Below are 26435 nucleotides of genomic sequence, written 5' to 3' on the forward strand. Positions count from 1 at the left end.
TCTTGCCGCCCGGACGAAACAGAACCGGCCGTAACCACGTTGACATGATGAATATGAGCAGCGAGAGCGACACAAACCGCATACGGCAGCTGGCACGCAGTGTGAAGGAGAACCCTGAGGACTCCTTCTCCAAATTTGCCCTGGCGCTGGAATGCCGCAAGCGGGGCCGATACGAAAAGGCGCGCGTGCTATTTGAGGACATCCGACGCCGCGACCCCGGGTACGTGGGCGTCTACTACCATCTCGGCGGACTCTACGTTTCGCTGGGACGGACCGGCGACGCACGGACGTGCTACCGCGAGGGCATCGAGGTGGCGCAGCGCATGAAGCGCACACGCACCCTCACCGAGCTCAGGGAGGCCCTTCAACAACTGGAATACGAGATCGAGACCCGTCCATGAATATGAAAGACCATATTTTCCCGCTCCTGGCGCTGGTCCTGTTTGCGGTCCATCCCGCGACGTCTGTGGCCCAGGACAGCACCCAAACCGTTAGAGAGGGCGAAGGCCTGACACACACCGTACAGGCTCAGGAAACCCTTTTCTCCATCTCCAAACAGTACGGAGTCAGTATTGCCGAAATCAAGCGCTGGAACAGCCTGGATAGCAACAGCTTGGATATAGGCCAGCAGCTCACCCTCTATCGCGGTGATACGGCCGGCACGCAGGAAGAAGGCGACTTGGTAGTCAGCGGCAGCACCCAGCAGAACACCTACTACACGGTCAGGAGCGGCGACTCGCTCTACAAGATTGCGCGCGAGCACAACATGACTGTGGAGGAGCTGCAGACGCTCAACGATCTGCAGGGCAGCACCATCCGGGTGGGACAGCAGCTTACCGTGCGTGAAACCGATGCCCCTCCTTCGGTTCGAAGCGGTTCGGAGGACTCCTCCCCCCAGGGCGCCTTCCTCACCTACCGCCCCGAAGAGGACACCTCCCTGGATGCGCTGCTCGAACGCTTCCGTATGGATGAGAAAGAGTTCCACCTGCTTAATCCCGACCTGTCGGGCAACCGCCTGCTGGCCGGGCAGCGTCTCACCGTGCTGGCACCCCCCACCCGCAACTACCGCAATCCCTACCTGGTTAACGCCAACATGAGGAGCCTGGGCACCACCTCCGTCACCCGTTACAGCGATTCCGAGCGAGGCGCCACCACCACCAGCGGAGAGCTTTACACCCCAGGAGAGCTGACCGGCGGCCATCCCAACATCACGCTGGGTTCGGTGATCTACGTGGAAAACCCCGACAGCGGCCGCAGCGTGCTCATCCGCGTCAATGACCGTGTGAACGGGGAGGAGCTGAAACTATCCCGGGCTGCATGGGAGGCTCTTGAGATCCGCGCGGCCAACCCCAGCGTCACCATCTACCAGGATCAATGAAAGGACAAACCGACGCCCTCAGCCGCTACTTCAGGGATACCCATACCCTGCTCTACAGCTACCTGATCGCACTTCCCCTGCTGCTGCTCTACGAAATCCTGATCGTCATCTCACAGCCCAACGCCGCCGGCGCGGTGCGCATATCAGTGGACGTCTGGATACGCACCCTCTTCACCTGGCTGGGCACCGGCGTGCTTTCCATCACCCTCATCCTGGCCGCCCTGGCGGGGATCGTCATCGTCTGGCGGGAACGCGACAAGCTCTCCACCCTGCGCGGCGGTTATTTTGCAGGCATGCTGCTTGAATCGACCGTCTATGCCCTGGCACTGGCCATGCTCATCTCCTCGCTGGTTGGCGGCGTCGTTCAACTACTGCAGGATACTGCGGGTGTGGAGGCTCTCACCACCCTGCAGCAGGTGGCTCTCTCACTGGGCGCCGGACTTTACGAGGAACTCTTTTTCCGGGTGGTACTGGTGGGAGGGCTCTACTTCGTGGCTCGTCGCCTTCTGGATAAACGCTGGCTGGCCTTCGCACTCTCGGTGGTGACAGCCGCGCTGATCTTCAGCGGTGTGCACTACGTGGGCGCGCTGGGCGACACCTTCACGCTGGGCTCTTTCCTCTTCCGCTTCCTGTTCGGCCTGGCGCTGAACGCCATCTACCTTTGGCGCGGTTTCGGCGTGGCCGCCTGGACCCACGCCATCTACGACATCATGGTCGTCGCCTTCCTATGAGCTGCGGCCATAGCTCAAGTGGTGCACCGGCGGGCTGACCTGCCTGCCCCTGCCTTCTCTTTACCATCTGTTCACATTCCTTTTGTAAGTTGCCGAACCACCGGCGTGGGAAGTCGGTGCTAAGATTCACATCGTCAATAATGAACTGATCCATCAACACAATCTATTTATAATTTAAACGTAGTTTTAATATACTGTTAAAGACGAGCCACATGGGCGTGCCGGCGGTTTCACAAGCAGGTATTGGCAAACCGCAGGAAGCCCGATTGAACCATTTGTCGCATTATTCCGCAATTATTTACCGACGCACGGGATGGCCGAACTGACCAAAGAGGAAGTTCAGAAGCAGGAAGATTTCGAGGATGAAATCATACCTCATCTGGACGCGATGTACAACTTCGCCCTTCGCCTGACCTCCGATCCCAACGATGCAGAGGACCTGGTGCAGGATACTATTGTGAAGGCCTTTCGTTTCTTCAGCAGCTATGAGAAAGGAACCAACGCCAAGGCGTGGCTCTTCCGCATTCTGAAGAACTCCTACATCAACAACTACCGTAAGAAGTCCAAGCAGCCCAACCAGGTGGACTACGACGAGGTCTCCACCTTCTACGAGACCATACGGGCCGAACGCACCGACACGTCCGATCTTGAGGACCGCATGTTCCGGGAGCTCATCGACGACGACATTTCCAACGCCCTTGAGGAGCTGCCCGAGGATTTCCGCACTGTTGTACTGCTTTGCGATGTGGAGGGGTTCACCTACGAGGAGATTGCCAACATGCTTGATGTGCCCATCGGTACCATCCGCTCGCGCCTGCACAGGGGACGCAACCTGCTGAAAGCGCAGCTCATGGAATACGCCGAGAAGCGCGGCTACAAACCGGACTAAACAAGTCTTTAAAGCCTTAAAGTCCATAAAGTCTTGAAGTCGGTGGACCTACGGACTTTCTGACTTTAGGACTTGTCAGACTTTATAGACTTGGAGATCGACAATACGATCCGCATCGCCGTGCCCTTGCCCGGCTCGGAGCGCAGGATAAAGATGCTGCCGTTGTGGTACTCCTCGACAATGCGCCGGGTCAGGCTCAATCCCAGTCCCCATCCCCGCTTCTTGGTAGAATAGCCCGGCTTGAAAATTTCGCTGTGGTATTTCTTTTCGATGCCGGGACCGGTATCCTCCACATCCACAATCAGATCGCCTTCGATGCGGTGCACCCGCACCGTAACCGTGCCTCCCTCCTCCGAAGCCCCTATGGCGTCCATGGAGTTCTTCATCAGGTTTTCCACCGCCCATTTGAAGAGCTCGGGATTCACCCGGACGATGGCGTCCTCTTCAATTAGCTTGCGCACCGTGACGTTGCGGCTGCGCTGCGGAAGGCGGCGCTCCATGTAAGAAACCATCTCGCTGATGATCGGGGCGATTTTCTGCGGTCTGAGCTCAGGTTCCGACCCTATCTTGTTGAAGCGGTCGGCCACATCGCGAAGGCGCGTAATGTCGTTCTCCAGCTCCTCGGCGATGTTCATCGTAAATTCATCGCCGGACTTCTCCTCGCGCAGCAGCTCAACCCACCCGTAAAGGCTTGAGAGCGGGGTCCCGAGCTGATGGGCCGCCTCCTTGGTCATACCCACCCATAGGTTGGACTGTTCGGACCGGCTCATGGTGCGGTAGCTGACAAAAGCGGTTCCCAGAAGCAGCGCCAGCAGGCTGAGCTGGATATACGGAAACCACCGCAGGTACTGCACCGTGGCGCTCTCCCCGTAGTAGACGTACTGGGTAATGGGAAAATTGGAGCTGCCGAAGGTGATCTCAATGGGATCGTTCATGGAGGCCAGCTCGCGTATGAACGCGTCTCCCACCTGTTCGCCATCAACGTTTCGCTGGAAAAGGATCTCACCTCGCGCATCGGTGATCACGGCAGGCACCTGGAAACGGGTGGAGTCCAGGAAAATCTCATTGGCGATAAAGTTCTGGGTGGAGCGGTCGTTTTCGGCGTCCAGAATCATCTCGACAATGGAATCGGGGGCGGCCTCGTTCTCGCGCAGCCAGCGGGCCGCACCCAGCAGGTTGCGGCTGTTTTCGCTGAAGGAGGGGTTGTTTGCGTATTCCAGGGCCTGGGCCCAGAGTTCCACGCTGGAGCGCTCCTGCCTGAGGATCTGATCGATCAGGTACTGATTGTAGGCGAAGGAGCCTATGCCGATAAACACCAGCAGCCCAATGAGGACCATATTGAGGCGGCTGGAAGTCACATAGTATTTCATGACAGGGGAGCTGTACTGTCCATTGCCTGCTTAAGGTATAAAATTCCTGGCATATGCGTGCCTTCGGGTAGGCGGATAGCACACATGGGGAAGCCGGGATAGCGTGTCAGGCCGACGCCTTGCGCTTTTCGTAGACGGGCGGGGCATTGTCCTCAATGGTCTCGCGCGTGATCACACAACGCTCGATATTCTTCATGGAGGGCAGGGTGAACATGATGTCAAGCATGGAGGCTTCCATGATGGAACGCAGTCCTCGTGCGCCGGTCTTACGCTTAAGGGCCTTCTCGACGATGATTTCCAGAGAATCCTCCTCGAAGATCAACTCTACGCCCTCCATCTGGAACAGCTTCTTGTATTGCTTGGTCAGGGCGTTGCGGGGCTTCACAAGGATCTCCACCATGGCGCTCTTCGATAGCTCGTGCAGACCGGACAGGACGGGCAGACGCCCGATGAGCTCGGGTATGAGACCGTACTTCTGCAAGTCCTCCGGCTCCACATGGGTGAAGATGTCGGGGTTGTCCTTGTCGTACTTGACCTGCTCCTGGGAGTGAAAACCCATGGAGCTGACCGACAGGCGCCTGGCGATAATCTCTTCCAGCCCGCTGAAGGCGCCGCCGCAGATAAAAAGAATATTGGAGGTGTCCACCTGGATAAAGCTCTGCTCGGGGTGCTTGCGCCCCCCCTTCGGCGGTATGTTCGCCACGGTACCTTCCAGGATCTTCAGCAGGGCCTGCTGCACACCCTCCCCGGAGACGTCCCGGGTTATGGAGGGGTTGTCGCTCTTACGGGCCACTTTGTCCACCTCGTCGATATAGACAATGCCACGCTTGGCCTGCTCCACGTCGTAGTCGGCCGACTGCAGCAGGCTGGAGAGGATGCTCTCCACGTCTTCGCCCACGTAGCCGGCTTCGGTGAGCACGGTGGCGTCGGCAATGGTGAAAGGCACGTCGATGATGTTGGCCAGGGTACGGGCCAGCAGGGTCTTTCCGCATCCGGTGGGACCCAGCAGTATGATGTTGCTCTTCTCAATTTCGGTGTCGTCGAACTCCTCCTGAAGGTCCGCGCCAATGCGCTTGTAATGGTTGTATACGGCGACCGAAAGGGTCTTCTTGGCCTCCTCCTGGCCGATCACGTACTCGTCAAGCCTGGACTTGATCTCGGCGGGCTTCAGCAGGGGACGGTACTTCTTCTCCCGCTTCTTGGCCATGGAAGCCAAGTCGCTTTTAACGATGCCGGAGGCGTCGGAAACGCAGCGGTCGCAGATATAGACGTCGTTGGGGCCGGCCACCATGGAATTAACCTCGTGGCTGGACCGCCCGCAGAACGAACAGTGTATGGTACTGTCGCCGCCGCCGTTTCCGTTATTTTGCTCCTTGTCACTCATGGGATTGGCCCGGGGCCCTTTATCCATCCTTTTTGCCGTTATCGCGCGTCATAATGTTGTCCACCAGGCCGTAGTCCTTGGCCTCCGAAGCGCTCATCCATTTGTTACGGTCCGAATCCTCCATCACCTTTTCGGCCGAATGGTTACTGTGATCCGCAAGAATTTTGCCGAGGACTTTTTTGATGCGGAGAATTTCCTGGGCCTCGATCTCAATATCGCTGGCCTGGCCCTGCACCCCGCCAAGCGGCTGGTGAATCATCACACGGGCATGGGGAAGCAGGTTGCGCTTGCCCTTGGCGCCCGCCGCCAGGATGACAGCGCCCATGGAGGCCGCCATGCCTACGCAGGTGGTGGCCACATCGCACTTAACATACTGCATGGTGTCGTAAATAGCCAAACCCGAGGAAACCACGCCTCCCGGGCTGTTGATATAGAGGTTGATGTCCTTTTCAGGGTCTTCAGACTCCAAAAAGAGCATTTGGGCCACGATGGAGCTGGCTACGGCGTCCGTAACAGGCGTGCCCAGAATAATAATTCGGTCCTTGAGCAGCCTCGAATAGATGTCGTAGGCGCGTTCGCCACGGTTGGTGGTCTCCACCACCATGGGCACCAGGTTGTTCTGGACCCGGTCTCCCAGGCTTTCCATCGACGGCATTTCGTAAATCGGTTGTTTCTGCATGGCAATTATTGGTCCTGCTATCTGTTTTCGACCCGTTCAGCCACGGGCTTTAATTTTTTCGTCATTTCGCTGCTGGTAGGTGTCGCGGTCGATCTCCTCGATCTCGACCGATTCCATCAGTCTGTCGAACACCTTGTTCTCGCGGATGCTATTCCGCAAGCCTTCCAACTGCTGAGGATTCTGGGCGAAGAGATTGCGCATCTGGTCGACGCTCACGCCATAACGTGCCGCTTCGGCCTCCAGATGCCGATCTATATCTTCGGGTTTTATCTCGATATCATCAAATTTTTCTTGGAGGCGCTCATGGATGAAAAACCACTTTGCATCGCGCAGGGCGCGATCCCGGTTCTCCTCCTTAAATCCCTCCTCGTCAAAGTCCTCAGGCAGCTCTCCTTCCTGCTGCTGGGCCAGGCGCTGTACATACTGATTTTGTACCTGCTCCAGGAATACCTCAGGTACTTCAAAATCGTGAACTGAGGTAAGGGCTTCCATAACGTCGTTCTTAAACAGATCTTCCGAAGCGTTGTCATAGTACTCCTGGATGCGACTCTTCAGCAGGCTGCGGTACTCGTCCACGTTGCTGGCCTCCCCGTTGGTCTGCTGTTTGGCAAACTCGTCGGTCAGTTTGGCCTTGTGGAGGGTCTGCACCCCTTTGATGACCAGCCGGAAGCCGTCCCGGTCGTCTTCCTCCCCGACCTCTACGTCCACCTCGTCCCCAGGCTTTTTGCCCACGAGATCGTCGCGGAAGCGTTCAAACTCCTCTTTGCGGAGATCAATGACCTGGTCCTCGTCGGTCTCCTCTTCGATGGGCTCGCCCTCCTCGTCCAGGTGAACGGCGTCCACGGTCACCTTGCTATCCTCACCGGCGGGCTCGTCGACGGTCTCCCAGTTGCCTTGCTGTTCCAGGGCATGGTCAATTTCCTTCTGCACCTCTTCGGCCGTCACATCATGGACCATACGGTCGATGGAGATGGTGGAGAGATCGGCCAACTCGAAGTCGGGCCGGGCGCCGATCTTGAAGCGCGCCTCAAGGCGGTCGTCCTCCCAGTTCAGTTCGGTCATCTGGGTCTCGCCCACAGGATTGTGTTCCGGCACCACCTCCTTCTCGTAGATCTCCTGGACATACTTGCCGACCTCCTCCTGCTCAATTTCGTCGCCGAAGCGCTTACGGACCAGCTTGAGGGGCACCTTGCCGGGCCGGAATCCAGGCATGTTGATCTGGCCCTGGTATTTCTTATAGGCTTCGTTGAACTTAGGCTCCAGGTCGTCCCGGCCGGCCGTAATGACCACTTCCTTGTCAACCGGACTGATGTTTTCTACAGAAATTTCCACGAGGGTACTCCAGCAGGATTTGGTTAAGGGATGGTTGGGATGACGGGCGGCAAGCGGAGTGGGCTATCCTGTACGAGAGGGGGGACTCGAACCCCCACGCCGTGAAAGGCACCAGGTCCTAAACCTGACGCGTCTACCAATTCCGCCACTCTCGCATGTGCACGCAGTCCGTCGGCAATTCAAAGTCAACAAAATTACGGCTTTTTCCGCCTGTTATCAACAGAAATAAACGCCGCAGGATTCGCTCAGAGACTGTTATTGAGCCGCTAAATTCCTATGTTTGGACTACCCTGGGGCAAATCCCATGATCTGTCCCCCGATACCGGCGTCATCCCTCATATATCCAAGCCCAACATCATGTTCTACAATCTCCGGCTCGTATACATCACCACCTCCGACCGGGAGGAGGCCAGATCCATCGGCAAAGCCCTCGTTAAGGAGCGGCTGGCCGCCTGCGTCAACATCCTGGACGGCATGGAATCCATCTACTGGTGGGAAGGGGAGCTCCAGGAAGACTCCGAGTGTGTGCTCATTGCCAAAACGCCCTATCACAACATGAAGCTGCTTACCGACCGGGTGAAGGAGCTCCACAGCTACGACTGTCCCTGCATCATCTCCCTGCAGCTCACCGAACAGGAGGGTAACGAGGAGTACCAGCGCTGGCTGCTGAACGAGGCGCGTAAACAGACCATCGACTACGAAATAGAGGACTAAGCCCTTATTCCCCGCGCCGTGCCGCTCATCCGTACCGAAATCCACGACCGGGTGCTCCGCGCCACCCTCGACCGCCCCGGCTCCCGCAACGCCGTCAGCTTCGCCGTCATGGATGAGCTGGAAGCCCTGCTGGATCGCCTGGAGGAGGACGAGGACCTGCGCGCCTTCGTACTGGAGGGGACCGGCGAGGCCTTCATATCGGGAGGCGACCTGAAGGAGTTTCACGGGCTTAGGACGGCCGAGGAGGGGCGCGCTATGGCACGGCGCATGCAGCGCCTGCTCCTGCGACTGGAGGATCTTCCGTGCTGGACCCTGGCGGCGGTCAGTGGACCGGCTTACGGCGGGGGCTGCGAGATCGCGCTGGCCTTCGACTTCCGCATGGCAGCCGAGGGAGCCACCTTTGGATTCACCCAGGGCAAATTCTACCTCCCCCCGGGCTGGGGCGGACTTACCCGCCTGGTGGAACGGGTGGGACGCCCCACCGCGCTGCGCTGGCTTGCAGGGGCCGAAGTGGTGAAAGCGTCCGAAGCGCTCAGGTGCGGGCTTATCGACCGCCTCGAACCGCAAGAGGCCTTTCGGGAGACCGCCCTTGCGTGGGCACATTCGCTTACCCATAACGACAGGGACTATATAGGCACCCTCAAGCAGGGGGCGCTTCGGTGCCTGCCCAATCGGCGGGAAAGCCTGGAACAGGAGCTGGAAGCCTTCGGCGCCTTTTGGGAAGACGATCGCCACCGCGAGAGGGTGCAAAAATTCCTGGATCGGCGGGAGATGCCGTAGTCAGTTACCCGATCCTTCGATAACCTTCTTGCGCAGCACCATTTTTGCCTCATAGAGCCGGCTGTTGCGAAGCAGCTCCACGCGCATGGTATCCCCCTCGGCGTACCGGCGGTAGAGGGCCCGGGCGTGGCGCTCCTGCTTGACGCGCTCCTCGCCTATGCGTACGATGATGTCCCCGGGCATGATTCCGCCCTCAAAGGCCGGTCCATCCCGGTTCACGCTGGTCACCAGCAAGCCGCTGACGGCAGGCAGGTTGTTCTCCACGGCCAGCTCCATAGTCATTTCCGACATCTCGAAACCGGGGTCGAAGGGCATCTCCACCTCGCCCTGGGTCAGCAGCTGGTCGATGGTGGCGATGACCTGGTTGCTGGGGATGGCGAAACCCAGTCCCACGTTGCCCCCGCCGGGTCCCTCGGTGTAGATGAGGGTGTTCACCCCGATGACGTCGCCCTCGCTGTCGACCAGGGGTCCGCCCGAGTTGCCGCGGTTGATGGCAGCATCGGTCTGGATCATGTCCATGTAGACACGCGGATCCTGGGGATTGGGACGGAAGTCGCGGTTCAGCGCGCTGATCACGCCCACCGTAACCGAGGGCTGGGCCGACTTGAAGAGCCCGAAGGGATTGCCCATGGCTACGGCCCACTGCCCCACCATCAGCTCGTCGGAGTCGCCGAACTGGATGTAGGGGAAACCGCGGTCGGCCCTGATCTGCAGCAGGGCCAGGTCGGAGAGCTCGTCGGTGCCGATCACTTCGGCTTCAAACTGCGAGCCGTCGGGCAGGGAGACAGTGATCTCGCTGTTCGGCTCGCCTACCACATGATCGTTGGTGACGACCATGCCGTCCTCGCTGATGATAAAGCCGGATCCCATGCTGCTGTAATCCTGCGGCTGGGAGAAAAAGAAAGGTGTGAAGAACTCATCGCCCGGGAGCCGGCGCTGCACCTGTGAGGTGGCCGTAATGCTTACGATGGCAGGGCTCGCCTCCCTCACCGCCCGGGTAATGGCGTTGTCGCGACTGGCGTAGACGGTCGAATCGACCTGAAATTGGCTGTATTTTTGACTGTACTGCTTTTTCCAGGTGTCAAGGGTATCGCCGGAGCCCTCACGGCTGCGGGTATCGGCCGCCCGGTCTGGTTCCGCGCCGGGGTCGGCAGGTTGGGTGCCGGGAGTGTCGACCTGCCCGGCCGACGGCTCCCCGGCCTGATCACGGCCGTTGCCTGGGGATGACCCGCCGCTGCGTTCGCAGGAGGATCCCGCCGCCAGCAGGAGGGCTGTAAACAGGATGGGGATTAGGCGATAGCTCCGGTACATGGACCTGTTCCTATGCTAAAAGCGGTTGCTCAGTGCTTGTCGATGCCGGAAAGCTGCCTGGCGCCGATGTCGACCACCTCCTCGATGGCTTCGTCGAGCGGACCCGGGTGCCAGGCGCCGGAGGCCTTCTTGTGTCCTCCACCGCCGATTTCACGGGCCCAGATGTTGACGTCTACGTCGTTGCTCTTGGAACGCAGGCTCATCTTGATGCCCTCCCCCAGGTCCTTGAACAGGATGGCGGCCTTGATACCGGTCACGCTCAGGGGGTAGGCTACGAAGCCTTCGCAGTCGTCGTTGGTGGTGCCGGTTTCTTCCAGCATCCCGCTGGTAACGTACATGATGGCGATCTGATTGTCCTCATACAGCTCGATGGTGCTCATGGCCCTGCTGAGCAGGTGAAGCTGGTTGAGGGACTTGTTGGAGAAGACCCTTTCAGCCACCTCGTTGGGACGGAAGTCTCCCAGCCGGAGCAGCTCGGAGACGATGCTCATGGTCTCGGGCGTCACGCTGTCGTACTGCAGGGACCCGGTATCGGTGAGGATGCCCGTGTAGAGGGCCTTGGCCGCATCTTCGTCCAGCTGCCCCACGTCGTTTTGCAGGAAAAGATGGAAGACCAGTTCGCAGGTGGAGGAGGCCTCCTCCACGGAAATACTCAGCTTGAAGCCGTCCTGCGGATCGGGATGGTGATCGATCATGTAGGTGGGCTTGGGATCGTCCTGCATGTATTCGGAATAGCTTCCGAACCGCGCCGGAGAATTCCCGTCCACCAGGACGAAGGCCTCGCATTTTTCCAGCCTGGACTCCTCGGGCCGGCGGATCTCGTGGTAATCGGTCAGCCACTGCAGGTTGAGGGGCACCGAGTCGTCGTTGAAGGCGTAGGCGGTAATGCCGTTGCGCTCCAGCCACAGGCATACGGCGACCTGAGCCCCTATGCAGTCACCGTCGGGACGGATGTGAGAATAGACCCCGACGGTGCGGTACTGCTTAAGTTCTGATATGAGTTCTTCAAACATGGTTTACAGGCGGCTGAATCTCGAAAATAAGCTTATTAAAATGTGAGTTAGCTGTGAAGAAAGCAATAATTTTTTCCGGGCTCTTTCTTCTCCCATTTTCCGTATGTTACGCCCAAACCAAGCCAAAAGACGCGTTTTCACTACACCATGCACGCACTGGTTCTCTGCCATGGCACCCCACCCTCGCAACAGCTGCTGGACAGCTGTCTGCAGGAGGCCGACTACTTCGTTGCCGCCGACGGCGGCGCGCTGACAGCCCGCACGTACGACCGGCAGCCCGACGTGGTCATCGGCGACCTCGACAGTTTCGGGCCGGGCGACGACGAGCCCTTCCCCGTGATCTTTGACGGCGACCAGGAGACCAACGACCTGCAGAAGGCCCTGGCCCACGCCCTCGGGGAGGGGGCACGGCAGGGCACCGTCCTGGGCGCCACCGGCCGGCGGCTCGACCAGACCCTGAAAAACCTCTCCGTACTGAAACGGTTCGACGGGCGGTTTGAACGTCTGCGGCTGCGAGACAATCACGGCGACACCTTCCTGCTGGCGCGCCACGCCACCCTGCGGGTGCCCGAGGAGACCCTCATCTCCCTTTTTCCCCTCTCCGGCCGGGTGACCGGCGTCACCACCGAGGGACTGGCATGGTCCCTGGACGACGAAACCCTTGAGAACGGCGTGCGCGACGGCTCCTCCAACCGGGCCGTCGCTGAGAAGGTGGTCATCCGCCACGAGAGCGGCGACCTGCTCGCCTTCGTCGCCGGCGACTACCTTTACCAGCCCGCATCGTGAGTTCCCTGCAGTTCGGCATCTTCGACTGGGTCCTCGTCGCCCTCTATTTCGCCCTGCTGGTGGGACTGACCTGGCGGCGGGAATGGGGGGAAGAGGACGAGGAGACCTTCCTGCTGTCGGGTCGCAAGATGAGCCTGGCGGCCTTCGTAGCCACCCTGGTCTCCACCTGGTACGGGGGCATCCTGGGCGTGGGCGAATACAGCTACCAGTTCGGCATCTCCCAGTGGCTGCTCTTCGGTTTGCCCTTCTACATCTTTTCGGCGCTCTTCGCCTGGCTGCTGGCCGGGCGCATACGCATGAACAAGGCCCTCTCCCTGCCCGAGGCCGTGGGCAACTTCTACGGGGAGCGCGCCGGCAGGGTCTCCGCCGTGCCCATCTTCGTGCTGGTCAGCCCCGCCCCCTATATTCTCATGCTGGGACTCATCTTCCAGTACCTGACCGGGGGCGCCGGGCACTTCCTCTGGTACGCCTCGGCCGTGGCCCTCTTCTCGGTGGCCTACGTCACCTTCGGCGGTTTCAACGCCGTGGTGCGAACCGACGCCCTGCAGATCGCCCTTATGTTTGGCGGTTTTGTGATGGTTATCGCCTACGCATGGGGGGATTTCGGCTCGCCGCTTCGCCTCTGGGAGGCCGTGCCCGACACCTACCGCGATTTGACCGGGGGACAGGACCTGCAGTACATCCTGGTCTGGTTTTTCATTGCGCTGTGGACCTTCGTGGATCCCTCCTTCCACCAGCGGGCTGCGGCGGCCAAATCGCCGGCCACCGCGCGCAAGGGCATCTTCATCTCCATCCTGCTCTGGTCGGTCTTCGATCTGCTTACCTTGACGGCCGGCATGTACGCCTGGGCCATTCTCGGACCCGACCTCTCCGAGCCGGTCATGGCCTATCCCTACCTGGCCAACGAGATCCTGCCCGCCGGCGCGCTGGGCGTCTTTTTCGTGGCCCTGCTGGCCACCATCATGTCCACCCTCGACAGCTACCTGTTTCTCAGCGGACAGACGCTGGGACGCGACCTGCTGGTCAAGATCTTCCCGGGCATCCCCAACAACCGCCTCACCCGCATCGGCACCCTGGCGGCCGCCCTGCTGGGCATCGCACTGATCATAGTCTATCCCAGTGTCATCGACCTCTGGTACGTCATAGGCTCGGTGATGATACCCGGACTTCTGCTGCCCGTACTGGGGGTCTACCTCCCCTTCTTCGCCATGAAAAAAGGCTGGGTGCTGCCCCTCATGCTGGGCAGCATCGGCATCTCGCTGGGCTGGCTGGTCCTGGGAACCCTGGCCAACACCGGGGCCTACGACTACACCTTCCTGGGCGTGGAGCCCTTCTACCCCGGCCTGGCGGCCAGCGTGCTGTTCTGGCTGGGAGGTCGCAGCAAGGGCGGGGGACTGGAGGTGAGGGAGAGCCTGCGGGAGGAGGGCTGATCAGGTACTCTTCAGGATGTGGCCCAGGTTGAGCTTGTGGATGGGGATAAGGTACTTCAGGGCCATGGCGTCTTTCTGGATCTCCAGGGCGCCGGTTCCGCGGAAGTCGACGATGCAGAAGCCGTCCAGCAGTCGCACCACCTCGCCGATACCATAGAACTCGGGACAGGGGCCATAGTAGACCAGGTCACCCGGCTGTATGTTGTTCTGCGCCCTGCGGTGAAACGGGAGGATCACCGGCAGCCGGTCAAGTCGGTATGCAAGACGTTTTTCGGTCGACATGAGCCCCCAATATACAGGATTATACGGGTTTGGTTCCAATGCGAAACGAACGCAGCGAGGGACTCTCCTTCACGATTTCGATCCAGATCGCATCCTCCGGAATGATCCCGCGGATCTTCTCAGGCCACTCGATTACGCAAACGCCGGACCCGTAGAAATATTCTTCCGCGCCGATCTCCAGGGCCTCCTCGATGCGCTCCAGGCGGTAGCAGTCGAAATGAAAGAAGTCGGTCTCCCCTCCCCGGTGCTCGCGGATCAGTGTAAAGGTGGGCGAGTGCACCTCCTCCTCGGACACGCCCAGGGCCGATCCGACGCCTTTGGCAAAATGGGTCTTGCCGGAGCCCAGCTCCCCCTTCAGGCAGACCACGTCGCCCGGCTCCAGCCTGGCCGCAAAGCGCCGTCCCAGTTCGATGGTCTCCTGCTCGGAGGCGGTCATTACCTCATCTTCCATAGCCGCGGGGTCGCAGGGTGGCCACCGGCAAGATCATCTCCTCCATGCTCGCCCCCCCGTGCAGGAAGGTGTCGCGGTAGCGGTTCTGGTAGCGGTGGTAGTTGGTGGGGTAGACAAAGTAGTAGTCCTCGCGGGCAACCAGGTAGCTGTTGGCCTTGCCCGGAGTCGGAAGTTTCCACGCAGCGGGATCATCCACGACCTTGGTGGCGTCTTCAGACTCCACCGACAGGTTGCGCCCGTACTTGTAGCGCAGGCTGGTGGAGGTGTCGCGGTCGCCGTAGACCTTGGTGTCGCGCAGGGCACGCACCGCCCCGTGGTCGCTGGTCACAACGATGCGCACATTCTCTTCGGCCAGAGTCTTGAAGATTTCCAGCAGCGACGAATGCTGGAACCAGGTACGTGTGAGCGAGCGGAAAGCGGGCACGTCGGGGGCAATCTCCCTGAGCACCTCCGAGTCGGAACGGGAGTGCACCAGGGTGTCCACAAAGTTGTACACAAAGGTACTGAGCGGAGACTGCAGGTAGTTGAGAATTCGGTCGGCCGCCTTCCGTCCCTCCTCGGCGTTCAGAATCTTTTCGTACTGGAAGGCGTAGTCCAGGTCCAGGCGCCTGAGCTGCCGGTCCAACAGCTCCGGCTCAAACTGGTTCAGGGAGTGCTCGTCCTCCCCCTGGTGCCACAACTTCGGGTAGGTCTGACGGATTTCCAGCGGAAAGAGCCCGGCAAAGATGGCATTGCGCGAGTAGGGCGTGGCCGTAGGCAGGATGGAGTAATAGAAATCGGTCTCGATGACGTAGAAGTCATTGAGCAGCTGTTCAAAAACCATCCACTGGTCGTAGCGCAGGCAGTCGATGACGATAAAGAGGGTCGGGCGATCCGGGTCCAGCTGCGGCTTGACGTATTCCCGGAAAATGTCTGGAGAGAGCGGCGGGCGGGCGGAACGTTCAGCCTCCACCCAATCTTCGTAGTGGTCCATCACGAATCGCCCGAACATCTTGTTGGCCTCGGCGTACTGGTCGGCCAGCACCTGCCTGAGGGACTCCTCGCCCCCCTCCAGGTCAATGTCCCAGCGTGTGAGCTGCTGGTAGATGTCGATCCACTCATCCCATCCGGTGTCCTCGCGAATGTCACGGGAGAGTTCATTGAAGCTTTTCAGGTAGGACTGCGCGAACTTCTCGCTGCGGATGCGGCGGCGCTCCAGAATGCGCTTGACCGTCAGCAGGATCTGGTTCGGGTTCACCGGCTTGATGAGGTAGTCGGAGATCTTGGCCCCGATGGCGTCTTCCATGATCGACTCCTCCTCGCTCTTGGTGATCATCACCACGGGGAGGGAGGGCTGCGCCGACTTGATTTCGCCTAGGGTGGTCAGTCCGTCCATGCCGGGCATCTGTTCGTCCAGGAAGACGATGTCGAAGACCTGCTCCTTTATAAGGCTCACCGCGTCCCCGCCGTTGGTGACGGGGGTTATCTCGAAGCCCTTGTTTTCCAGGAAAAGTATGTGAGGCTTGAGCTGATCGATCTCGTCGTCAGCCCAGAGTATGCGGTTGGCCATGGGATCAGTGCGCCTGTTGGGTGCTGTCCACCGTAAGTTTGATAAATGGTTTGATCTTTTCCAGTCGTATTTCCCCGATGCCTCGGATATGCAGCAGCTCGTCAACGTCCTGGAAGAGCCCGAATTGCTCCCGCCAGGCGACGATGCGGGCTGCGTAGACGGGTCCAATACCGGGAAGGGCCTGCAGGGCAAGCGCGTCGGCCGAGTTGATGTTGATGCGCGGGACTTCAGGCGAGGTGAGCAGGGAGGTGCTGTCGGCGGGATGCCGGAGGGTGTCGCCTTCCACCGTATCGGCGGACGGAAAAGCGGCGGGTTCCGTCCCGGGCAGCGGAGAGGCGGGGGAGAAGGCCCTGGACAGCGAGTCGAAACGCGCATCGGTTTCACGGTAGAAGTCCTCATCGTAGGGGGAGGCCGGGTTCACCATCAGGCGCGCGGCCGACAGCAAAAGAAGCGCCGCCAGCAGCACGGCCATGGTACGCCGCTCGGCGGGGGTGATCTTGAGTTTCTCGAACAGGAAAAAGAGACGTCTTCGCAGCATGGCTTTCAGTCAGGTGGCCGGGACAGGCCGGGGGCTTTCAGGTTAGACCTTCCCGCCTCCCCCGCCTTACGCTGCAATGGGTCTTGTATGCCAGCAATATATGTTCGAAGTTTGCCGGCAGACCATGGAAGAGCGGCACGCATATACCTACCGGGACCGCGAGGTGGCCTGGTACCGCACCGGCGAGGGGAAGCCCCTGGTGGTGCTCCACGGCTGGGGCAGCTCCAGCGAGGTGATGATGCCCCTGGCGCGCAGCCTGGACGGGCTGCGCTCCTGCTGGCTGCTGGATTTTCCGGGTTTCGGGAACTCCCCCGAACCTGCAGAGGCCTGGTCGCTGGACGACTACGCCGCGCTGGTTCGGCGCTTCATGGAGGACCAGGACCTGCAGCCGGCCGACCTGCTGGTGCACTCCTTCGGGGGACGCATTGCCCTCAAGCTCATGGCCTCCGACTTCGGCCGCCGCCACATCGACAAGGTGCTCATCACCGGCGGGGCGGGCATGAAGCCCCGCCGCAGTCTCGACTGGTACCTGAAGACCATCGCAGCCAAGGCCCTTAAAGCCCCTTTCCAACTGCTGCCCGCGGGGCCGCGTTCAACAGCCCTGGAACGGCTGCGCGGGACGCGCGTCTGGAAGGCGCTGGGCTCGGGCGACTACCGGAAGACAAGCGGGGTGATGCGGGAGACCTTCGTGCGGACCGTGACCGAATACCAGGACGGACTGCTGGCGGAAATTCCCCACGAGGTGCTGCTGCTCTGGGGCACCGAAGACGGGATGACCCCCCTCTACCAGGCCGAACGGATGGAGCAGGGACTGGAGGGCGCCGCGCTGGTCACCCTCGAGGGGGCTGGACACTACGCCTTCCTGGACCGCCCCGATCGTTTTGCACGTATCGCCCGGGCTTTTTTCGAAGGGTAGAAGCAAGGCGTGTCATCGGATAAACTCCTGTTTCCTGCGCCTGGATGCAGCCGGGAGAGGCTACTGCGAGGGGCGGTAGTAGAGGAGTCCTCCTCCCGCGCCACCCGAAAGGAATTCGGCCCTGCCGTCGCCGTCCAGGTCACCGAATCTTGGCGTGGCGAGGGCAGGCGCTTCAACGTCGAAAGGCATGGCTTCGGGACTGAAGGCCGGGCTTCCGGCCGAACCGGTGTTGCGGTAGAAGAGAAGTCCCTGGGACTCGGTGCCCATGATCAGATCGAGGTCTCCGTCGCCGTCCACATCCAATAGCTCCGGCGCGCTGCGGCGGTCGGCTTTCACGTCGGGAAAGGCGTCGGGTTGAAGTACAAACTCCGGCTCACCTGCACTTCCCTCGTTGCGGAAGTAGCGCACGCCGCCGCCCGATTCGCCCACCAGCAGGTCCAGGTCGCCGTCGCCGTCCAGGTCGCCCAGCACGGGCGCGGCGTTGCTGCCTCGCCGCAGCTCCACGAAGGACTCATTTACCGCTTCAAATCCGTCGCCGGTGTTGCGATAGTAGGCGATGCGTCCCCGCCAGGTGCCCAGCAGCAGGTCGTCCAGCCCGTCGCCGTCCAGGTCGCCCAGGGCCGGCGCATAGTGGTAGGCTTCGGGAAGCTGCAGGGTGTCGGCGCGGTGTAGGGCGGGTCCCCCGTCCCCGCTCCGGTTCTCATAGCGTACGACGATGGAGGAGTTGCGATTGCCTGGATCGATACGGTTGGCCATGAGAAGATCGCCGTCGCCGTCGCCGTCAAGGTCGCCCGTGGCGGCCATGCTCTCGCTTCCGGCGTCGATCATATCCAGGAAGCGGCGGCTGCGCAGGCTGAAGGAACCATCGTCTCCCTGCTCGTAAAAATGGAAGTTATTCGCCAGCGTGGTATTGGCGTTGTAGGCCCCGCCCAGCACGCCCACAAAGAGGTCCACGTCGCCGTCTCCTCCCCAGTCGGCGAAGGCGGGGGCGTTGTAGCCGCTTGTCTCCAGGGGGTTGGAGAGAGGGAACGGCTGCGGTTCGGTCCGAAGGTCGGGATTGCCGCAGGAGCCGCGGTTTTCAATAAGCAGAAGACCCGGTTCGAAGAAGTCGCCCCAGAAGAGATCCTGGTCCCCGTCCCCGTCGATGTCGTGAAAGGCGAGGGTGTTGGCGCCGTGCAGGGTGCCCATCAGCTGGTTGACGATCTCGATGCCCTCGAAACGCTCGCTTACCAGCTCGAACTGCGGCACGCCGCGATCGTCGCGGCCGGTGGACTCGTAGCGGCGTACGGTACCGTCAAGGCGCCCGATAAAGAGGTCCAGCCGCCCGTCGCAGTCGATGTCGACCACGTTGGGGATGTTCTGGCGGTCGGAAAAGATGGGCGTGCCGTCCACGTCCTTCAGCGAGTCGGTCACCAGCGTAAAGTCGGGCTGTTGGGAGGTGCCGTCGTTGCGGTAGTAGCGGATGTAGCTGTAGGGCTGCTCGGCCAGCAGATCGTAGTCGCCGTCCTGGTCCATGTCCGCAAAACGGTACCACTCGCCGATGGAGAGGTCGCGCCAGTTGTCGCTTTGCCAGGTCAGCGGGCTGTCGGAGCCCGGATCGGTGTTTTCGAAATGGATCAGCTGGTCGGAACGCTCCTGGACAAAGAGGTCCGGATCGCCGTCCCCGTCGATGTCCACGAATTGGGGGCGGGGGACGTTGTAGCCGCCCAGGAAGGGATGATCTACCCGCTTGCCGCCCTCCCCGTAAACGGGAAAGGGATTGATGGCGCGCTCCCAGTCGGATTCCCCTGCTGAGCTGCCCTCCTGCGCAACCTGCGGTGAAGCCGGGTCTCCCTCTCCGGTCATGGTGCGGCTGCCGCTGCAGCCGGCAGCCAGCAAAGCGGCAAGGAGCAGGGAAACAAGGAGAATGCGATGCTGCATGAAGACGGGGGGTTCGGCTTAACGGCGGGCGCGCGTGCCTATGCCGGTGGTGTAGGCCTCGACCTCGATAATTTTGGCGATGGTGTTGGTCTGCGTGTCTATAACCGTAACGGTGCCGGGAGGATCGCCCTCTCCGTCCGCACCGGAGGCCTGGTAGGTGCCCTGGCGGTTGTTGTTGGAAATGTATAGCCAGCGTCCGTCGGCCGACATGGCGCTGCCGTGGGGCTGGGCCAGTCCCTCTCCCTCAATCACGGCGGACACGCTGCGCGACTGCATGTCGAGTACGGTGACCGTATGGGCCCCCTTGTTGCCGAAGTAGACGTAGCGGCCATCCGGGGAAAACACAGGATGCCAGGGCTGGGCGTTGACGTCGATGGAGTCCGTGACCCTGGGACCGGCGGGATCGCTGAGGTCCAGGACCAGCACCTTCCCGGATACCTGTCCGGTGACCACCATGGTGCTCCCGTCGGGAGAGATGGCGAAATCCACGAACACGTGGGTGTCGCCGGGCAGGGTGACCAGCTCGGACTCCTCGGTCTCATGATTATAGGCCAGAATCTGGTTCTCCGCCAGGCTGGCGATGTAGGTCCACTGCCCGTCGGGCGAGGTGTCCAAGGCGTGGGGGCGGCGGAAGAAAGTGGGGATGTCGCCCTCCACCGTCATGTCGGAACGCCGGACAAGCACGATGCTCTGGGGCGGGTTGACCGCGCTCATGGAGCGTCCCACGATCAGCAGGTCGCGCGTGGGATGCAGCGACAGCAGACCCGGCACCTCCATTTCGGCCTGGCCCACCAGCTCGTTCTGGCGGTTGAACTTGAGCACCCGGTTCTCGCCGATAAGCGTCACATACCAGTGGGAGCCGTCGGGCTCGGCCACGGTGTGGTGCGGCTTGGCATTGGCTGAGAAGCCGAGCTCCTGCAGGTCGATGCGGTCGACGACCTCGTTGGTGCCGGCGTCAACCACCGAAAGGGTGGCCGCCCCCTGGTTGCAGACGTAGATCATCTGTCCCTGGCCGGCGGTCTCCGCCCCGCCTTCCGTCTGGGCCTGCACGGCCCGCGGAATGGCGGCGATGAGGAGCAGTGCAATTGCCAGTGACAGTGTGCGCGCGATGGTACGTTTCATAGGTGCCTAGAGGTCCTGCTGTTGACGCTTCAGAATGAAGATGCCCTCCCGTCCGCTGGTCATCACCACGATGCCGCTCTGGAAGTAGGGATAGTTGCTCCAGGAACCTGAGAATCCGGGTGTGTCCTCACCCCAGGGTACTGTGTCGAACTCACCCACCTTGACGGGATTGGCGGGATCGCTGACGTCAAGCACCTGCAGCCCGCTCACGTAGTTGGACTGGTACATGATGTTGTCCTTGATGTAGAGGTTGTGATCGGAGGAGCTGTTGTCCAGGAAGTACTCACGCACAAACTGCGGGTCGTCCAGATCCGACAGGTCCCAGATGAGGGTGCGCGTGTTCTCTACGTTTCCGCTCAATTCGTCCAGCTCGTCGTTCTGGAAGAAATAGCGGTGGTCTTCCGTCAACCAGCCCTGGTGGACGTAACCGTAATCGGGATAGGAGGCAGTGGCGATGGCCTCGGGATTCTCCTTGTCGGTCACGTCGGCGATGCTGATGGCCGTTTCGTTGGCGCCGATGCAGATTTCGCGTCCCTGGTAGTCCTCGTCGGGACCCTCGTAGTTGACGCACTGGGCGTCATGAGAGTAACCGGTGCCGCTGCGTCCCGTGGAGGGATCGGAGAAACAGCCGGCGAAGGTGGGGTTGGTGGGATCCTGGATGTTCACCATGTGCAGACCGCCGCCGCAGGTGTTTCCACCGCCGCTGCTGCCCACCACGTAGGCGAAGCCGGAATCCTCGTTGATGACCACGTTGTGGGCGCTGTGAATGCCGTCGTAGTGCGCCACCTGCTCCAGGTGCAGGGGCTCACCGTCGAAGTTACGAAGCTCGGTGAGGTCTACCACCTGCATGCCGTGATGGCCGGCGTTGTCGGCCACGATGAAGGCGTGGTTGTCGTAAACCTTGATATCTCTCCAGACGGCGGACTGCGCGTCATCCGGCATGGGGATGGTGGCCACGAAGACCGGATTCATCGGGTCGCTCACATTCACGAAGGAGGTGCCCTCGTTGCGGCCGATGATGGCGTACTCATTGCCGGTCTGCGGGTCGGTCCAGCCCCACATGTCGTTGACGCGGACGCCGCGGTCGGCGCCGATGGCGTCAAGGGGAAGGAAGGAGAGCATGTTCATGTTGCTGCATTCGAACATGTCGGCCTCGCCCTCGGTGCATTCCACCTCGCTGCCCGTGATGGGCTGCAACACGGAACCACCTTCGGGAATGATTTTCTTGGCTACCATCCAGTTGCCGCTGGCGTCGCGCTCCATGATGGCCGCGGAGCCCGCGCCGTAGTCGGAGCCCGGGAGGCCGGCCACGGCCACGTCGCCGTCCACGGCGAAAGTGCCCGCGAAGGAGTCATCTTCCCCGCGGTCCGGTCCGCCAAGTTTGCCGGCGCCGGTCCAGTTGCCGCTCATGTCGCGTGAATACCGGTAGAGGGCGCCCCGTCCGTCCTCGGCGTTCGGCGCGCCTATCCAGGCGTCTGATCCAACAAAGGCGAGGGAGGAACCAAACTGTACAAAGGGTCCACCGTCAAATGCTGCCAGGCGACTGTCGTAGCTCCAGGAACCGCTGTCGTCGCTGCGGTAGAGGAATACGGCGCCGGAAGCCGCGTCGTGTCCGGGTGCGCCGATGAGCAGCTCGTTGCCGTTGAGGCTGAGCGTGGCACCGAAGCCGGCCCGTTCGTCCACACGCTGGTTGGCGAGGGTGGTCTGCATGGACCAGCTGCCCATGCCGTCATTGGAAAAAACGTACACTGCGCCGCCCTGCTCTCCGGGCGCGCCGACCATGAGCCGGGAACCGTCAGAAGCCAGGGCCGAGCCGAAGCCCGTTCCGCGTGCGGTGTCGGGATTGGCAAGGCGCGCCTGCTGCGTCCAGCTGCCCGCGTCGTCGCGGCTAAATACGTAGACGGCGCCGAGGCCGTCTTCCTCATCCGGTGCGCCCACAAAGGCGTGGTCGCCGTTCATCGTCACGCTGGCGCCCAGCTCACCCTCGGTGGAATCGGTGAGGGCCATCATGGCAGACTGGCTCCATGAGCCGTCAGACGCCCGTTCAAAGAGGTAAGCTGCGCCCATGCCGTCGGCCCGGTCCGGGGCGCCGATAAGCACCCGGTTTCCGTCGGCGAAAATAGACGATCCGAAACCGTTCCCGATTTCGCCGTCCGAAGGCTTCAGCATGGCCTGCTGCGTCCAGTCCATGTCCGACTGGCCGTAGACGTAGACGATACCCGTCTGGTGGATGTTGCCGGTTTCACCGACAAATACCTGGCCGTCGGAGACCGCCACGGCGTTGCCGTAGCCCATCATGGCCTGGGAAGAGCCGTCGGGCGTGGTCTGGGCGTGCGCGTTTATAAAGGTGAGGGAAAAGAGAAGGGTTAGACAGGGAATCAACAATCGTTTCATGGACACAGGTTTTGGCTATGCGGCTTTCGTTGAGAACCCTTAAAATCACATAATCCTACGGGATAAGCAAGAAGTGACGGACCAAGCCTGCTGCCGTACCTTGCCGCCGGTCCGTCAGTCAGGCTCACCGTCGAAGTAGTGGTACCAGCGGCGGTAGGGTCGGAAGGCGTTTTTGGGATCGAAGGGGCGCCGGTGGTCGCTCTGCAGGCACTCTTCGCTGCAGCAGCCCTCCATCTGCCGGGCCCCCTCCTCCGAGCAGACAAAGAGCTTGTTGCAGCGCATATTGGCGCAGTTTAGATGTAGGTGTCGGCCGGCTTGCCGGTGATCTCGCACCGTGCGATGGGCTCTCCCTCCTCCTTGCCCACAGGTACCACCAGGCGGTCGTCGAAGACAAAGCATTTACCTTTGAAATGGGCCCCTCCCTCCTGCTCGCCGTAGCGCAGGATGCCGCCGTGCAGCTGGTTCACGTCGCGGAAACCCTTCTTTCTCATGAGCACGGAGAACTTCTCGCAGCGAATGCCGCCCGTGCAATACATGAGCACCTTGCGGTCGCGATTGGCCTCCAGCCCTTCCAGCCACTCTGGGAAGTCGTAAAAATTTTCCACCTGCGGGGTGAGGGCGCCCTCGAAGTGCCCGATGCGCGACTCGTAGTCGTTGCGCACGTCGATGAGCAGGTAGTCCTCCTCCGATTCCAGCACCTCGCGCCACTCGGCAGGCTCGAGGTAGGCGCCTCCCGCCGCCGGATCAGCCTCCTCGTGCAGGGAGACGATCTCATCGCGCGTCTTGACGGTAAGCCGCGGGAAGGGGATAAAATCGGCCTCGTCGGTCTTCCAGTCCATGTCATCGAAACCCTCGATGGACTCCAGGTGCTCCCGGTAGCGGCGCACCTGCTCCGGGGTGCCAGCCAGGGTGCCGTTGATGCCTTCTCGGCCGATGTAGATTCGCCCCTTCACCCCCAGCTCCTCGCAGAATGCGTGGTGCTCGGCACAGAAGGCCTCCGGGTCCTCGATCTCCCGGAAGCGGTAGTAGAGGATGACGTCGTAGCTCATGGAACCCTCAGTGTCCCAGGTCTTTGGCTGGCAGGACGGTGCCGGTCACCTCGCCGAAGCCCACGCGGTAACCGGCGCCCTCTCCCCAGCCGGTCATGGTGACCGTATCGCCGTCTTCCAGGAAGGTGCGCTCCTCCCCGTTGGGAAATTTCAGGGGGCGTTCACCCTTCCAGCTCAGCTCCAGCATGCTCCCGTAGGCGTCCTCCGATGGTCCGCTGATGGTACCCGAGGCGTAGAGATCGCCGGGGCGCACGTTGCAGCCGGTGACGGTCTGGTGGGCCAGTTGCTGGTCGATGCTCCAGTAGAGGTACTTGTTGTTTGATTGGGAAATCCGGTGCGGCTCCTCCATCTCCTCTCCCTGCAGCCAGATTTCCAGGGAGAGGTCAAAGTGGCTTTTATCGGCGCCCTTGAGGTAGGGCAGCGGCTCCGGATCCTGGGCGGGTCCCTCGATGCGGAAGGGCTCCAGGGCGTCCAGCGTCACTATCCAGGGTGAGATGCTGGTGGCCCAGTTCTTGGCCAGGAACGGTCCCAGCGGTACGTATTCCCATTTTTGGATGTCGCGGGCGCTCCAGTCGTTGACCAGCACGAGGCCGAAGATATGCTCGCGGGCCCGCTCCACCGGGATGGGTTCGCCCAGCAGGTTGCCCCCTCCGGTAAGAAAGCCCACCTCCAGCTCGAAGTCGGCCAGCTTGCTGGGACCAAAGACGGGCTGCTCGCTGTCGGGCGGGATGGTCTGCCCGTTGGGACGGTGCAGCCCGGTGCCGCTGACCACCACCGAGCTGGCGCGTCCATGATAGCCCACGGGCAGGTGCTTCCAGTTGGGCTTGAGGGCGTTTTCGGGTCCCCGGAACATGGTGCCCACGTTGAAGGCGTGCTGCTCGGAGGAGTAGAAATCGGTATAGTCACCTATGTTCACCGGCAGCTCCATCTCCACCTCCCGGCGCGGAATAAGCACCCGTTTGCGCAGACCCTCGTTGTCGCGCAGGACCGGCTCGCCGGCGCTCAGCAGCTTGCTGAGGGTGACGCGCGCCTCCCGCCAGGCCGGGCGTCCCAGGCTCATGAACCTGTTGAGGGTGGAGCTGTGAAAAACCTTCGTGCCCTCCAGCTCGGGTCCGTCGAAGTGGCCGGCGGCTTCCAGCTCCGCCAGGTTGACCACGAAGTCACCAATGGCCGTGCAGATAAAGGGTTCCCCGGGCGGTTCGGTCTCGCCCGATTTCGGCCGGGCCACCCCGTAGGGCAGGTTCTGAATGGAAAAGTGTGACTGGGGATCGACGTCGACAAAGGATTCAAGCTCGGGATCGTTGGTAGCGTGCATAAAAAGGTTCTTCGTGCGGATTACTGTGAATGGATGGAGATGGTGACGGCGGCGCGTCCCGCGGGCAGGGCGCTAACGCTCAGAGCAGGTCCAGTCCGCGCAGGTCCTCCCTCGGCTCGTCAAAGCTGCAGCTCCCGAAGGATACCAGGGAGACCTCACGGAGCTCGGCGATTTCGCCGGTGAAGACGCTGTGCTCGCGCCAGGTCAGGGCCTCCTCCCCAAAGTGGAACTGCTCGGGGTCCTCCTCCCGCACAATGGCATCCAGCTCCTCGTCGTTCAGATCGTGCGCCCAGGCGATCATAGCCCCGCCGAAGACATTTAAGAAGCCGTGCATGCGCGTGCCGACACTATCGGCGTAATGTCGCACCGGGTGGTGCAGCCCGGCCGTGCACTTGACCGCCAGGCTGTGCTCACGGGCCCGGTTGAGAGCCCAGGCCACCTGCTCCGTGGAGGGAAAGTCCTCCGCCTCCGTGCCCCCACAGCGCAGCTTGAATCCGGCATAGCGGTAGCGCTCCAGCCCGGCGGCCGTATCGTTATTGTGGGCCTGCAGGGCTTCCATAACGGTCAGAAGGTCCTTTTTCCAGCTCTCCTCCAGCGGGGCTTCGAAAAAAACGTACTCCGGCAACCGGGGGTCGCCGGCAAGGGTCTCCGCCAGCCTGTCCATCACCTTTTTGAGCCGCCCGTGGTCACTGGCAAGCACCGCCTCGCGCGGCAGCCTTATTTCGAGCATGCGCGTGGTAGCCAGTCCCTCGTGGGATTCGTGGAAGCGGTTCACAGTGCCCGTGAGCTTCTCCGCCATCTCCCCAAATTCTGCTACCGTGTCGGCGGAGCCCCCCAGCACGGAGAGGTCCACCGCCCGTCCCGTCTCCCGGATCTCCCCGTCCCAGGCCTCCAGGCGTTCCAGCATGGTGTAGGGCAGGATAAAACGGGAGAGCATCCAGGCATCCTCCCCCTCCCGGTAGCGCAGATAGTTGCGCAGGGCGGGCTCCAACTCGAGGCCGGCCGGAGGAAAAAGTCCGGCGTAGTCCACGATGCCGTTCATAAAAGTCCGGAGGCTCTGCTTCATAAGTGGTATTTGTGGGTTTTGATAAGCCCTGAAAAT

General features: G+C 61.3%; 26 protein-coding genes and 1 tRNA gene. 9 read left to right on the forward strand and 18 right to left on the reverse strand.

Annotation, left to right across the window (positions count from 1 at the left end; genetic code table 11):
• The first annotated feature begins 44 nt into the window (after positions 1–44).
• From U5K31_07240 to U5K31_07255, 4 genes are all read left to right on the forward strand, one after another.
• Complete coding sequence (locus tag U5K31_07240) at positions 45–401, forward strand: tetratricopeptide repeat protein (GenBank protein MDZ7772517.1); 357 nt, start codon at positions 45–47, stop codon at positions 399–401.
• Positions 398–1378: a LysM peptidoglycan-binding domain-containing protein gene (locus U5K31_07245; protein MDZ7772518.1), complete on the forward strand. Its 981-nt coding sequence runs from the start codon at positions 398–400 to the stop codon at positions 1376–1378. Before U5K31_07240 ends, U5K31_07245 begins: the two co-directional genes overlap by 4 nt.
• Positions 1375–2109 carry a CPBP family intramembrane glutamic endopeptidase gene (locus U5K31_07250; GenBank protein ID MDZ7772519.1) on the forward strand — a complete coding sequence of 245 codons (735 nt, stop codon included), beginning with the start codon at positions 1375–1377 and terminating at the stop codon, positions 2107–2109. Before U5K31_07245 ends, U5K31_07250 begins: the two co-directional genes overlap by 4 nt.
• A gap of 313 nt (positions 2110–2422) precedes the next feature.
• Complete coding sequence (locus U5K31_07255; GenBank protein ID MDZ7772520.1) at positions 2423–2998, forward strand: sigma-70 family RNA polymerase sigma factor; 576 nt, start codon at positions 2423–2425, stop codon at positions 2996–2998.
• A gap of 65 nt (positions 2999–3063) precedes the next feature.
• Here the strand turns inward: U5K31_07255 and U5K31_07260 are convergent, their stop codons facing one another.
• The 5 genes from U5K31_07260 to U5K31_07280 form a co-directional block, all read right to left on the reverse strand.
• Positions 3064–4368 carry a HAMP domain-containing sensor histidine kinase gene (locus U5K31_07260; protein MDZ7772521.1) on the reverse strand — a complete coding sequence of 435 codons (1305 nt, stop codon included), beginning with the start codon at positions 4366–4368 and terminating at the stop codon, positions 3064–3066.
• Positions 4369–4474: 106 nt separating this feature from the next.
• The gene (gene clpX / locus U5K31_07265) at positions 4475–5779 is read right to left on the reverse strand and encodes an ATP-dependent Clp protease ATP-binding subunit ClpX (protein MDZ7772522.1); all 1305 of its coding nucleotides are present in this window, start codon (positions 5777–5779) and stop codon (positions 4475–4477) included.
• A complete protein-coding gene (clpP, locus tag U5K31_07270) occupies positions 5772–6431 on the reverse strand; it encodes an ATP-dependent Clp endopeptidase proteolytic subunit ClpP (GenBank protein ID MDZ7772523.1) in 660 nt (219 codons plus the stop codon). The genes clpX and clpP overlap by 8 nt, the downstream gene beginning before the upstream one ends.
• A gap of 36 nt (positions 6432–6467) precedes the next feature.
• Positions 6468–7763: a trigger factor gene (tig, locus tag U5K31_07275; protein ID MDZ7772524.1), complete on the reverse strand. Its 1296-nt coding sequence runs from the start codon at positions 7761–7763 to the stop codon at positions 6468–6470.
• Positions 7764–7834: 71 nt separating this feature from the next.
• A tRNA-Leu gene (locus tag U5K31_07280) sits at positions 7835–7918 on the reverse strand.
• A gap of 121 nt (positions 7919–8039) precedes the next feature.
• Here U5K31_07280 and cutA point away from each other — a divergent pair.
• Complete coding sequence (gene cutA / locus U5K31_07285) at positions 8040–8477, forward strand: divalent-cation tolerance protein CutA (protein ID MDZ7772525.1); 438 nt, start codon at positions 8040–8042, stop codon at positions 8475–8477.
• 18 nt (positions 8478–8495) lie between these two features.
• Complete coding sequence (locus tag U5K31_07290; GenBank protein ID MDZ7772526.1) at positions 8496–9257, forward strand: enoyl-CoA hydratase/isomerase family protein; 762 nt, start codon at positions 8496–8498, stop codon at positions 9255–9257.
• Here U5K31_07290 and U5K31_07295 read toward each other — a convergent pair whose 3' ends face one another.
• Together U5K31_07295 and U5K31_07300 are read right to left on the reverse strand one after the other, a co-directional pair.
• Positions 9258–10568: a trypsin-like peptidase domain-containing protein gene (locus U5K31_07295; protein MDZ7772527.1), complete on the reverse strand. Its 1311-nt coding sequence runs from the start codon at positions 10566–10568 to the stop codon at positions 9258–9260.
• A gap of 29 nt (positions 10569–10597) precedes the next feature.
• Positions 10598–11581 (reverse strand): bifunctional oligoribonuclease/PAP phosphatase NrnA, encoded by a 984-nt coding sequence (locus U5K31_07300; protein ID MDZ7772528.1) that lies wholly within the window; start codon positions 11579–11581, stop codon positions 10598–10600.
• 147 nt (positions 11582–11728) lie between these two features.
• Here U5K31_07300 and U5K31_07305 point away from each other — a divergent pair, with 147 nt between their 5' ends.
• A complete protein-coding gene (locus U5K31_07305) occupies positions 11729–12367 on the forward strand; it encodes a thiamine diphosphokinase (GenBank protein ID MDZ7772529.1) in 639 nt (212 codons plus the stop codon).
• Positions 12364–13797 carry a sodium:solute symporter family protein gene (locus U5K31_07310; GenBank protein MDZ7772530.1) on the forward strand — a complete coding sequence of 478 codons (1434 nt, stop codon included), beginning with the start codon at positions 12364–12366 and terminating at the stop codon, positions 13795–13797. The genes U5K31_07305 and U5K31_07310 overlap by 4 nt, the downstream gene beginning before the upstream one ends.
• On the opposite strand, the gene U5K31_07315 is transcribed toward U5K31_07310, so the two are convergent.
• From U5K31_07315 to U5K31_07330, 4 genes are read right to left on the reverse strand one after another with little or no spacing between them, the layout of a single operon-like run.
• The gene (locus U5K31_07315) at positions 13798–14079 is read right to left on the reverse strand and encodes a hypothetical protein (protein MDZ7772531.1); all 282 of its coding nucleotides are present in this window, start codon (positions 14077–14079) and stop codon (positions 13798–13800) included. It lies immediately after the preceding gene.
• Between the two features lie 19 nt (positions 14080–14098).
• Positions 14099–14530: a tRNA (adenosine(37)-N6)-threonylcarbamoyltransferase complex ATPase subunit type 1 TsaE gene (tsaE, locus tag U5K31_07320; protein MDZ7772532.1), complete on the reverse strand. Its 432-nt coding sequence runs from the start codon at positions 14528–14530 to the stop codon at positions 14099–14101.
• Positions 14520–16079: a PglZ domain-containing protein gene (locus U5K31_07325; GenBank protein MDZ7772533.1), complete on the reverse strand. Its 1560-nt coding sequence runs from the start codon at positions 16077–16079 to the stop codon at positions 14520–14522. Before U5K31_07325 ends, tsaE begins: the two co-directional genes overlap by 11 nt.
• Before the next feature lie 4 nt (positions 16080–16083).
• On the reverse strand, positions 16084–16617 hold the full coding sequence (locus U5K31_07330) for a helix-hairpin-helix domain-containing protein (GenBank protein MDZ7772534.1): 534 nt from the start codon (positions 16615–16617) through the stop codon (positions 16084–16086).
• 100 nt (positions 16618–16717) lie between these two features.
• Between U5K31_07330 and U5K31_07335 the strand changes: the two genes are divergently transcribed.
• Positions 16718–17533 carry an alpha/beta hydrolase gene (locus U5K31_07335; protein MDZ7772535.1) on the forward strand — a complete coding sequence of 272 codons (816 nt, stop codon included), beginning with the start codon at positions 16718–16720 and terminating at the stop codon, positions 17531–17533.
• A gap of 60 nt (positions 17534–17593) precedes the next feature.
• Here U5K31_07335 and U5K31_07340 read toward each other — a convergent pair whose 3' ends face one another.
• The 7 genes from U5K31_07340 to U5K31_07370 all read right to left on the reverse strand — a co-directional run bounded on the left by U5K31_07340 (position 17594) and on the right by U5K31_07370 (position 26399).
• On the reverse strand, positions 17594–19453 hold the full coding sequence (locus tag U5K31_07340) for a VCBS repeat-containing protein (GenBank protein ID MDZ7772536.1): 1860 nt from the start codon (positions 19451–19453) through the stop codon (positions 17594–17596).
• 18 nt (positions 19454–19471) lie between these two features.
• Complete coding sequence (locus U5K31_07345; protein ID MDZ7772537.1) at positions 19472–20575, reverse strand: YncE family protein; 1104 nt, start codon at positions 20573–20575, stop codon at positions 19472–19474.
• A 6-nt stretch (positions 20576–20581) separates the two neighbouring features.
• The gene (locus U5K31_07350) at positions 20582–22969 is read right to left on the reverse strand and encodes a choice-of-anchor B family protein (GenBank protein MDZ7772538.1); all 2388 of its coding nucleotides are present in this window, start codon (positions 22967–22969) and stop codon (positions 20582–20584) included.
• Between the two features lie 114 nt (positions 22970–23083).
• Positions 23084–23251, reverse strand: coding sequence for a hypothetical protein (locus U5K31_07355; protein ID MDZ7772539.1), 168 nt, complete (start codon positions 23249–23251; stop codon positions 23084–23086).
• Between the two features lie 11 nt (positions 23252–23262).
• The gene (locus U5K31_07360; protein ID MDZ7772540.1) at positions 23263–24018 is read right to left on the reverse strand and encodes a rhodanese-related sulfurtransferase; all 756 of its coding nucleotides are present in this window, start codon (positions 24016–24018) and stop codon (positions 23263–23265) included.
• A gap of 7 nt (positions 24019–24025) precedes the next feature.
• Positions 24026–25333 carry a fumarylacetoacetase gene (gene fahA / locus U5K31_07365; GenBank protein ID MDZ7772541.1) on the reverse strand — a complete coding sequence of 436 codons (1308 nt, stop codon included), beginning with the start codon at positions 25331–25333 and terminating at the stop codon, positions 24026–24028.
• 79 nt (positions 25334–25412) lie between these two features.
• The gene (locus U5K31_07370) at positions 25413–26399 is read right to left on the reverse strand and encodes a hypothetical protein (protein ID MDZ7772542.1); all 987 of its coding nucleotides are present in this window, start codon (positions 26397–26399) and stop codon (positions 25413–25415) included.
• Positions 26400–26435 lie beyond the last annotated feature (36 nt).

It is taken from the genome of Balneolaceae bacterium (assembly GCA_034521445.1).
In the GTDB taxonomy this organism is placed as follows: Bacteria; Bacteroidota; Rhodothermia; order Balneolales; family Balneolaceae; genus JAXHMM01.

Bases quoted from the DNA above. Each gene is read 5' to 3' on its own strand.
- U5K31_07240 (MDZ7772517.1), top strand. From the start codon at position 45: ATGATGAATATGAGCAGCGAGAGCGACACAAACCGCATACGGCAGCTG.
- U5K31_07245 (MDZ7772518.1), top strand. From the start codon at position 398: ATGAATATGAAAGACCATATTTTCCCGCTCCTGGCGCTGGTCCTGTTT.
- U5K31_07250 (MDZ7772519.1), top strand. From the start codon at position 1,375: ATGAAAGGACAAACCGACGCCCTCAGCCGCTACTTCAGGGATACCCAT.
- U5K31_07255 (MDZ7772520.1), top strand. From the start codon at position 2,423: ATGGCCGAACTGACCAAAGAGGAAGTTCAGAAGCAGGAAGATTTCGAG.
- U5K31_07260 (MDZ7772521.1), bottom strand. From the start codon at position 4,368: ATGAAATACTATGTGACTTCCAGCCGCCTCAATATGGTCCTCATTGGG.
- clpX (MDZ7772522.1), bottom strand. From the start codon at position 5,779: ATGGATAAAGGGCCCCGGGCCAATCCCATGAGTGACAAGGAGCAAAAT.
- clpP (MDZ7772523.1), bottom strand. From the start codon at position 6,431: ATGCAGAAACAACCGATTTACGAAATGCCGTCGATGGAAAGCCTGGGA.
- cutA (MDZ7772525.1), top strand. From the start codon at position 8,040: ATGTTTGGACTACCCTGGGGCAAATCCCATGATCTGTCCCCCGATACC.
- U5K31_07295 (MDZ7772527.1), bottom strand. From the start codon at position 10,568: ATGTACCGGAGCTATCGCCTAATCCCCATCCTGTTTACAGCCCTCCTG.
- U5K31_07300 (MDZ7772528.1), bottom strand. From the start codon at position 11,581: ATGTTTGAAGAACTCATATCAGAACTTAAGCAGTACCGCACCGTCGGG.
- U5K31_07305 (MDZ7772529.1), top strand. From the start codon at position 11,729: ATGCACGCACTGGTTCTCTGCCATGGCACCCCACCCTCGCAACAGCTG.
- U5K31_07315 (MDZ7772531.1), bottom strand. From the start codon at position 14,079: ATGTCGACCGAAAAACGTCTTGCATACCGACTTGACCGGCTGCCGGTG.
- tsaE (MDZ7772532.1), bottom strand. From the start codon at position 14,530: ATGGAAGATGAGGTAATGACCGCCTCCGAGCAGGAGACCATCGAACTG.
- U5K31_07325 (MDZ7772533.1), bottom strand. From the start codon at position 16,079: ATGGCCAACCGCATACTCTGGGCTGACGACGAGATCGATCAGCTCAAG.
- U5K31_07330 (MDZ7772534.1), bottom strand. From the start codon at position 16,617: ATGCTGCGAAGACGTCTCTTTTTCCTGTTCGAGAAACTCAAGATCACC.
- U5K31_07335 (MDZ7772535.1), top strand. From the start codon at position 16,718: ATGTTCGAAGTTTGCCGGCAGACCATGGAAGAGCGGCACGCATATACC.
- U5K31_07340 (MDZ7772536.1), bottom strand. From the start codon at position 19,453: ATGCAGCATCGCATTCTCCTTGTTTCCCTGCTCCTTGCCGCTTTGCTG.
- U5K31_07345 (MDZ7772537.1), bottom strand. From the start codon at position 20,575: ATGAAACGTACCATCGCGCGCACACTGTCACTGGCAATTGCACTGCTC.
- U5K31_07350 (MDZ7772538.1), bottom strand. From the start codon at position 22,969: ATGAAACGATTGTTGATTCCCTGTCTAACCCTTCTCTTTTCCCTCACC.
- U5K31_07355 (MDZ7772539.1), bottom strand. From the start codon at position 23,251: ATGCGCTGCAACAAGCTCTTTGTCTGCTCGGAGGAGGGGGCCCGGCAG.
- U5K31_07360 (MDZ7772540.1), bottom strand. From the start codon at position 24,018: ATGAGCTACGACGTCATCCTCTACTACCGCTTCCGGGAGATCGAGGAC.
- fahA (MDZ7772541.1), bottom strand. From the start codon at position 25,333: ATGCACGCTACCAACGATCCCGAGCTTGAATCCTTTGTCGACGTCGAT.
- U5K31_07370 (MDZ7772542.1), bottom strand. From the start codon at position 26,399: ATGAAGCAGAGCCTCCGGACTTTTATGAACGGCATCGTGGACTACGCC.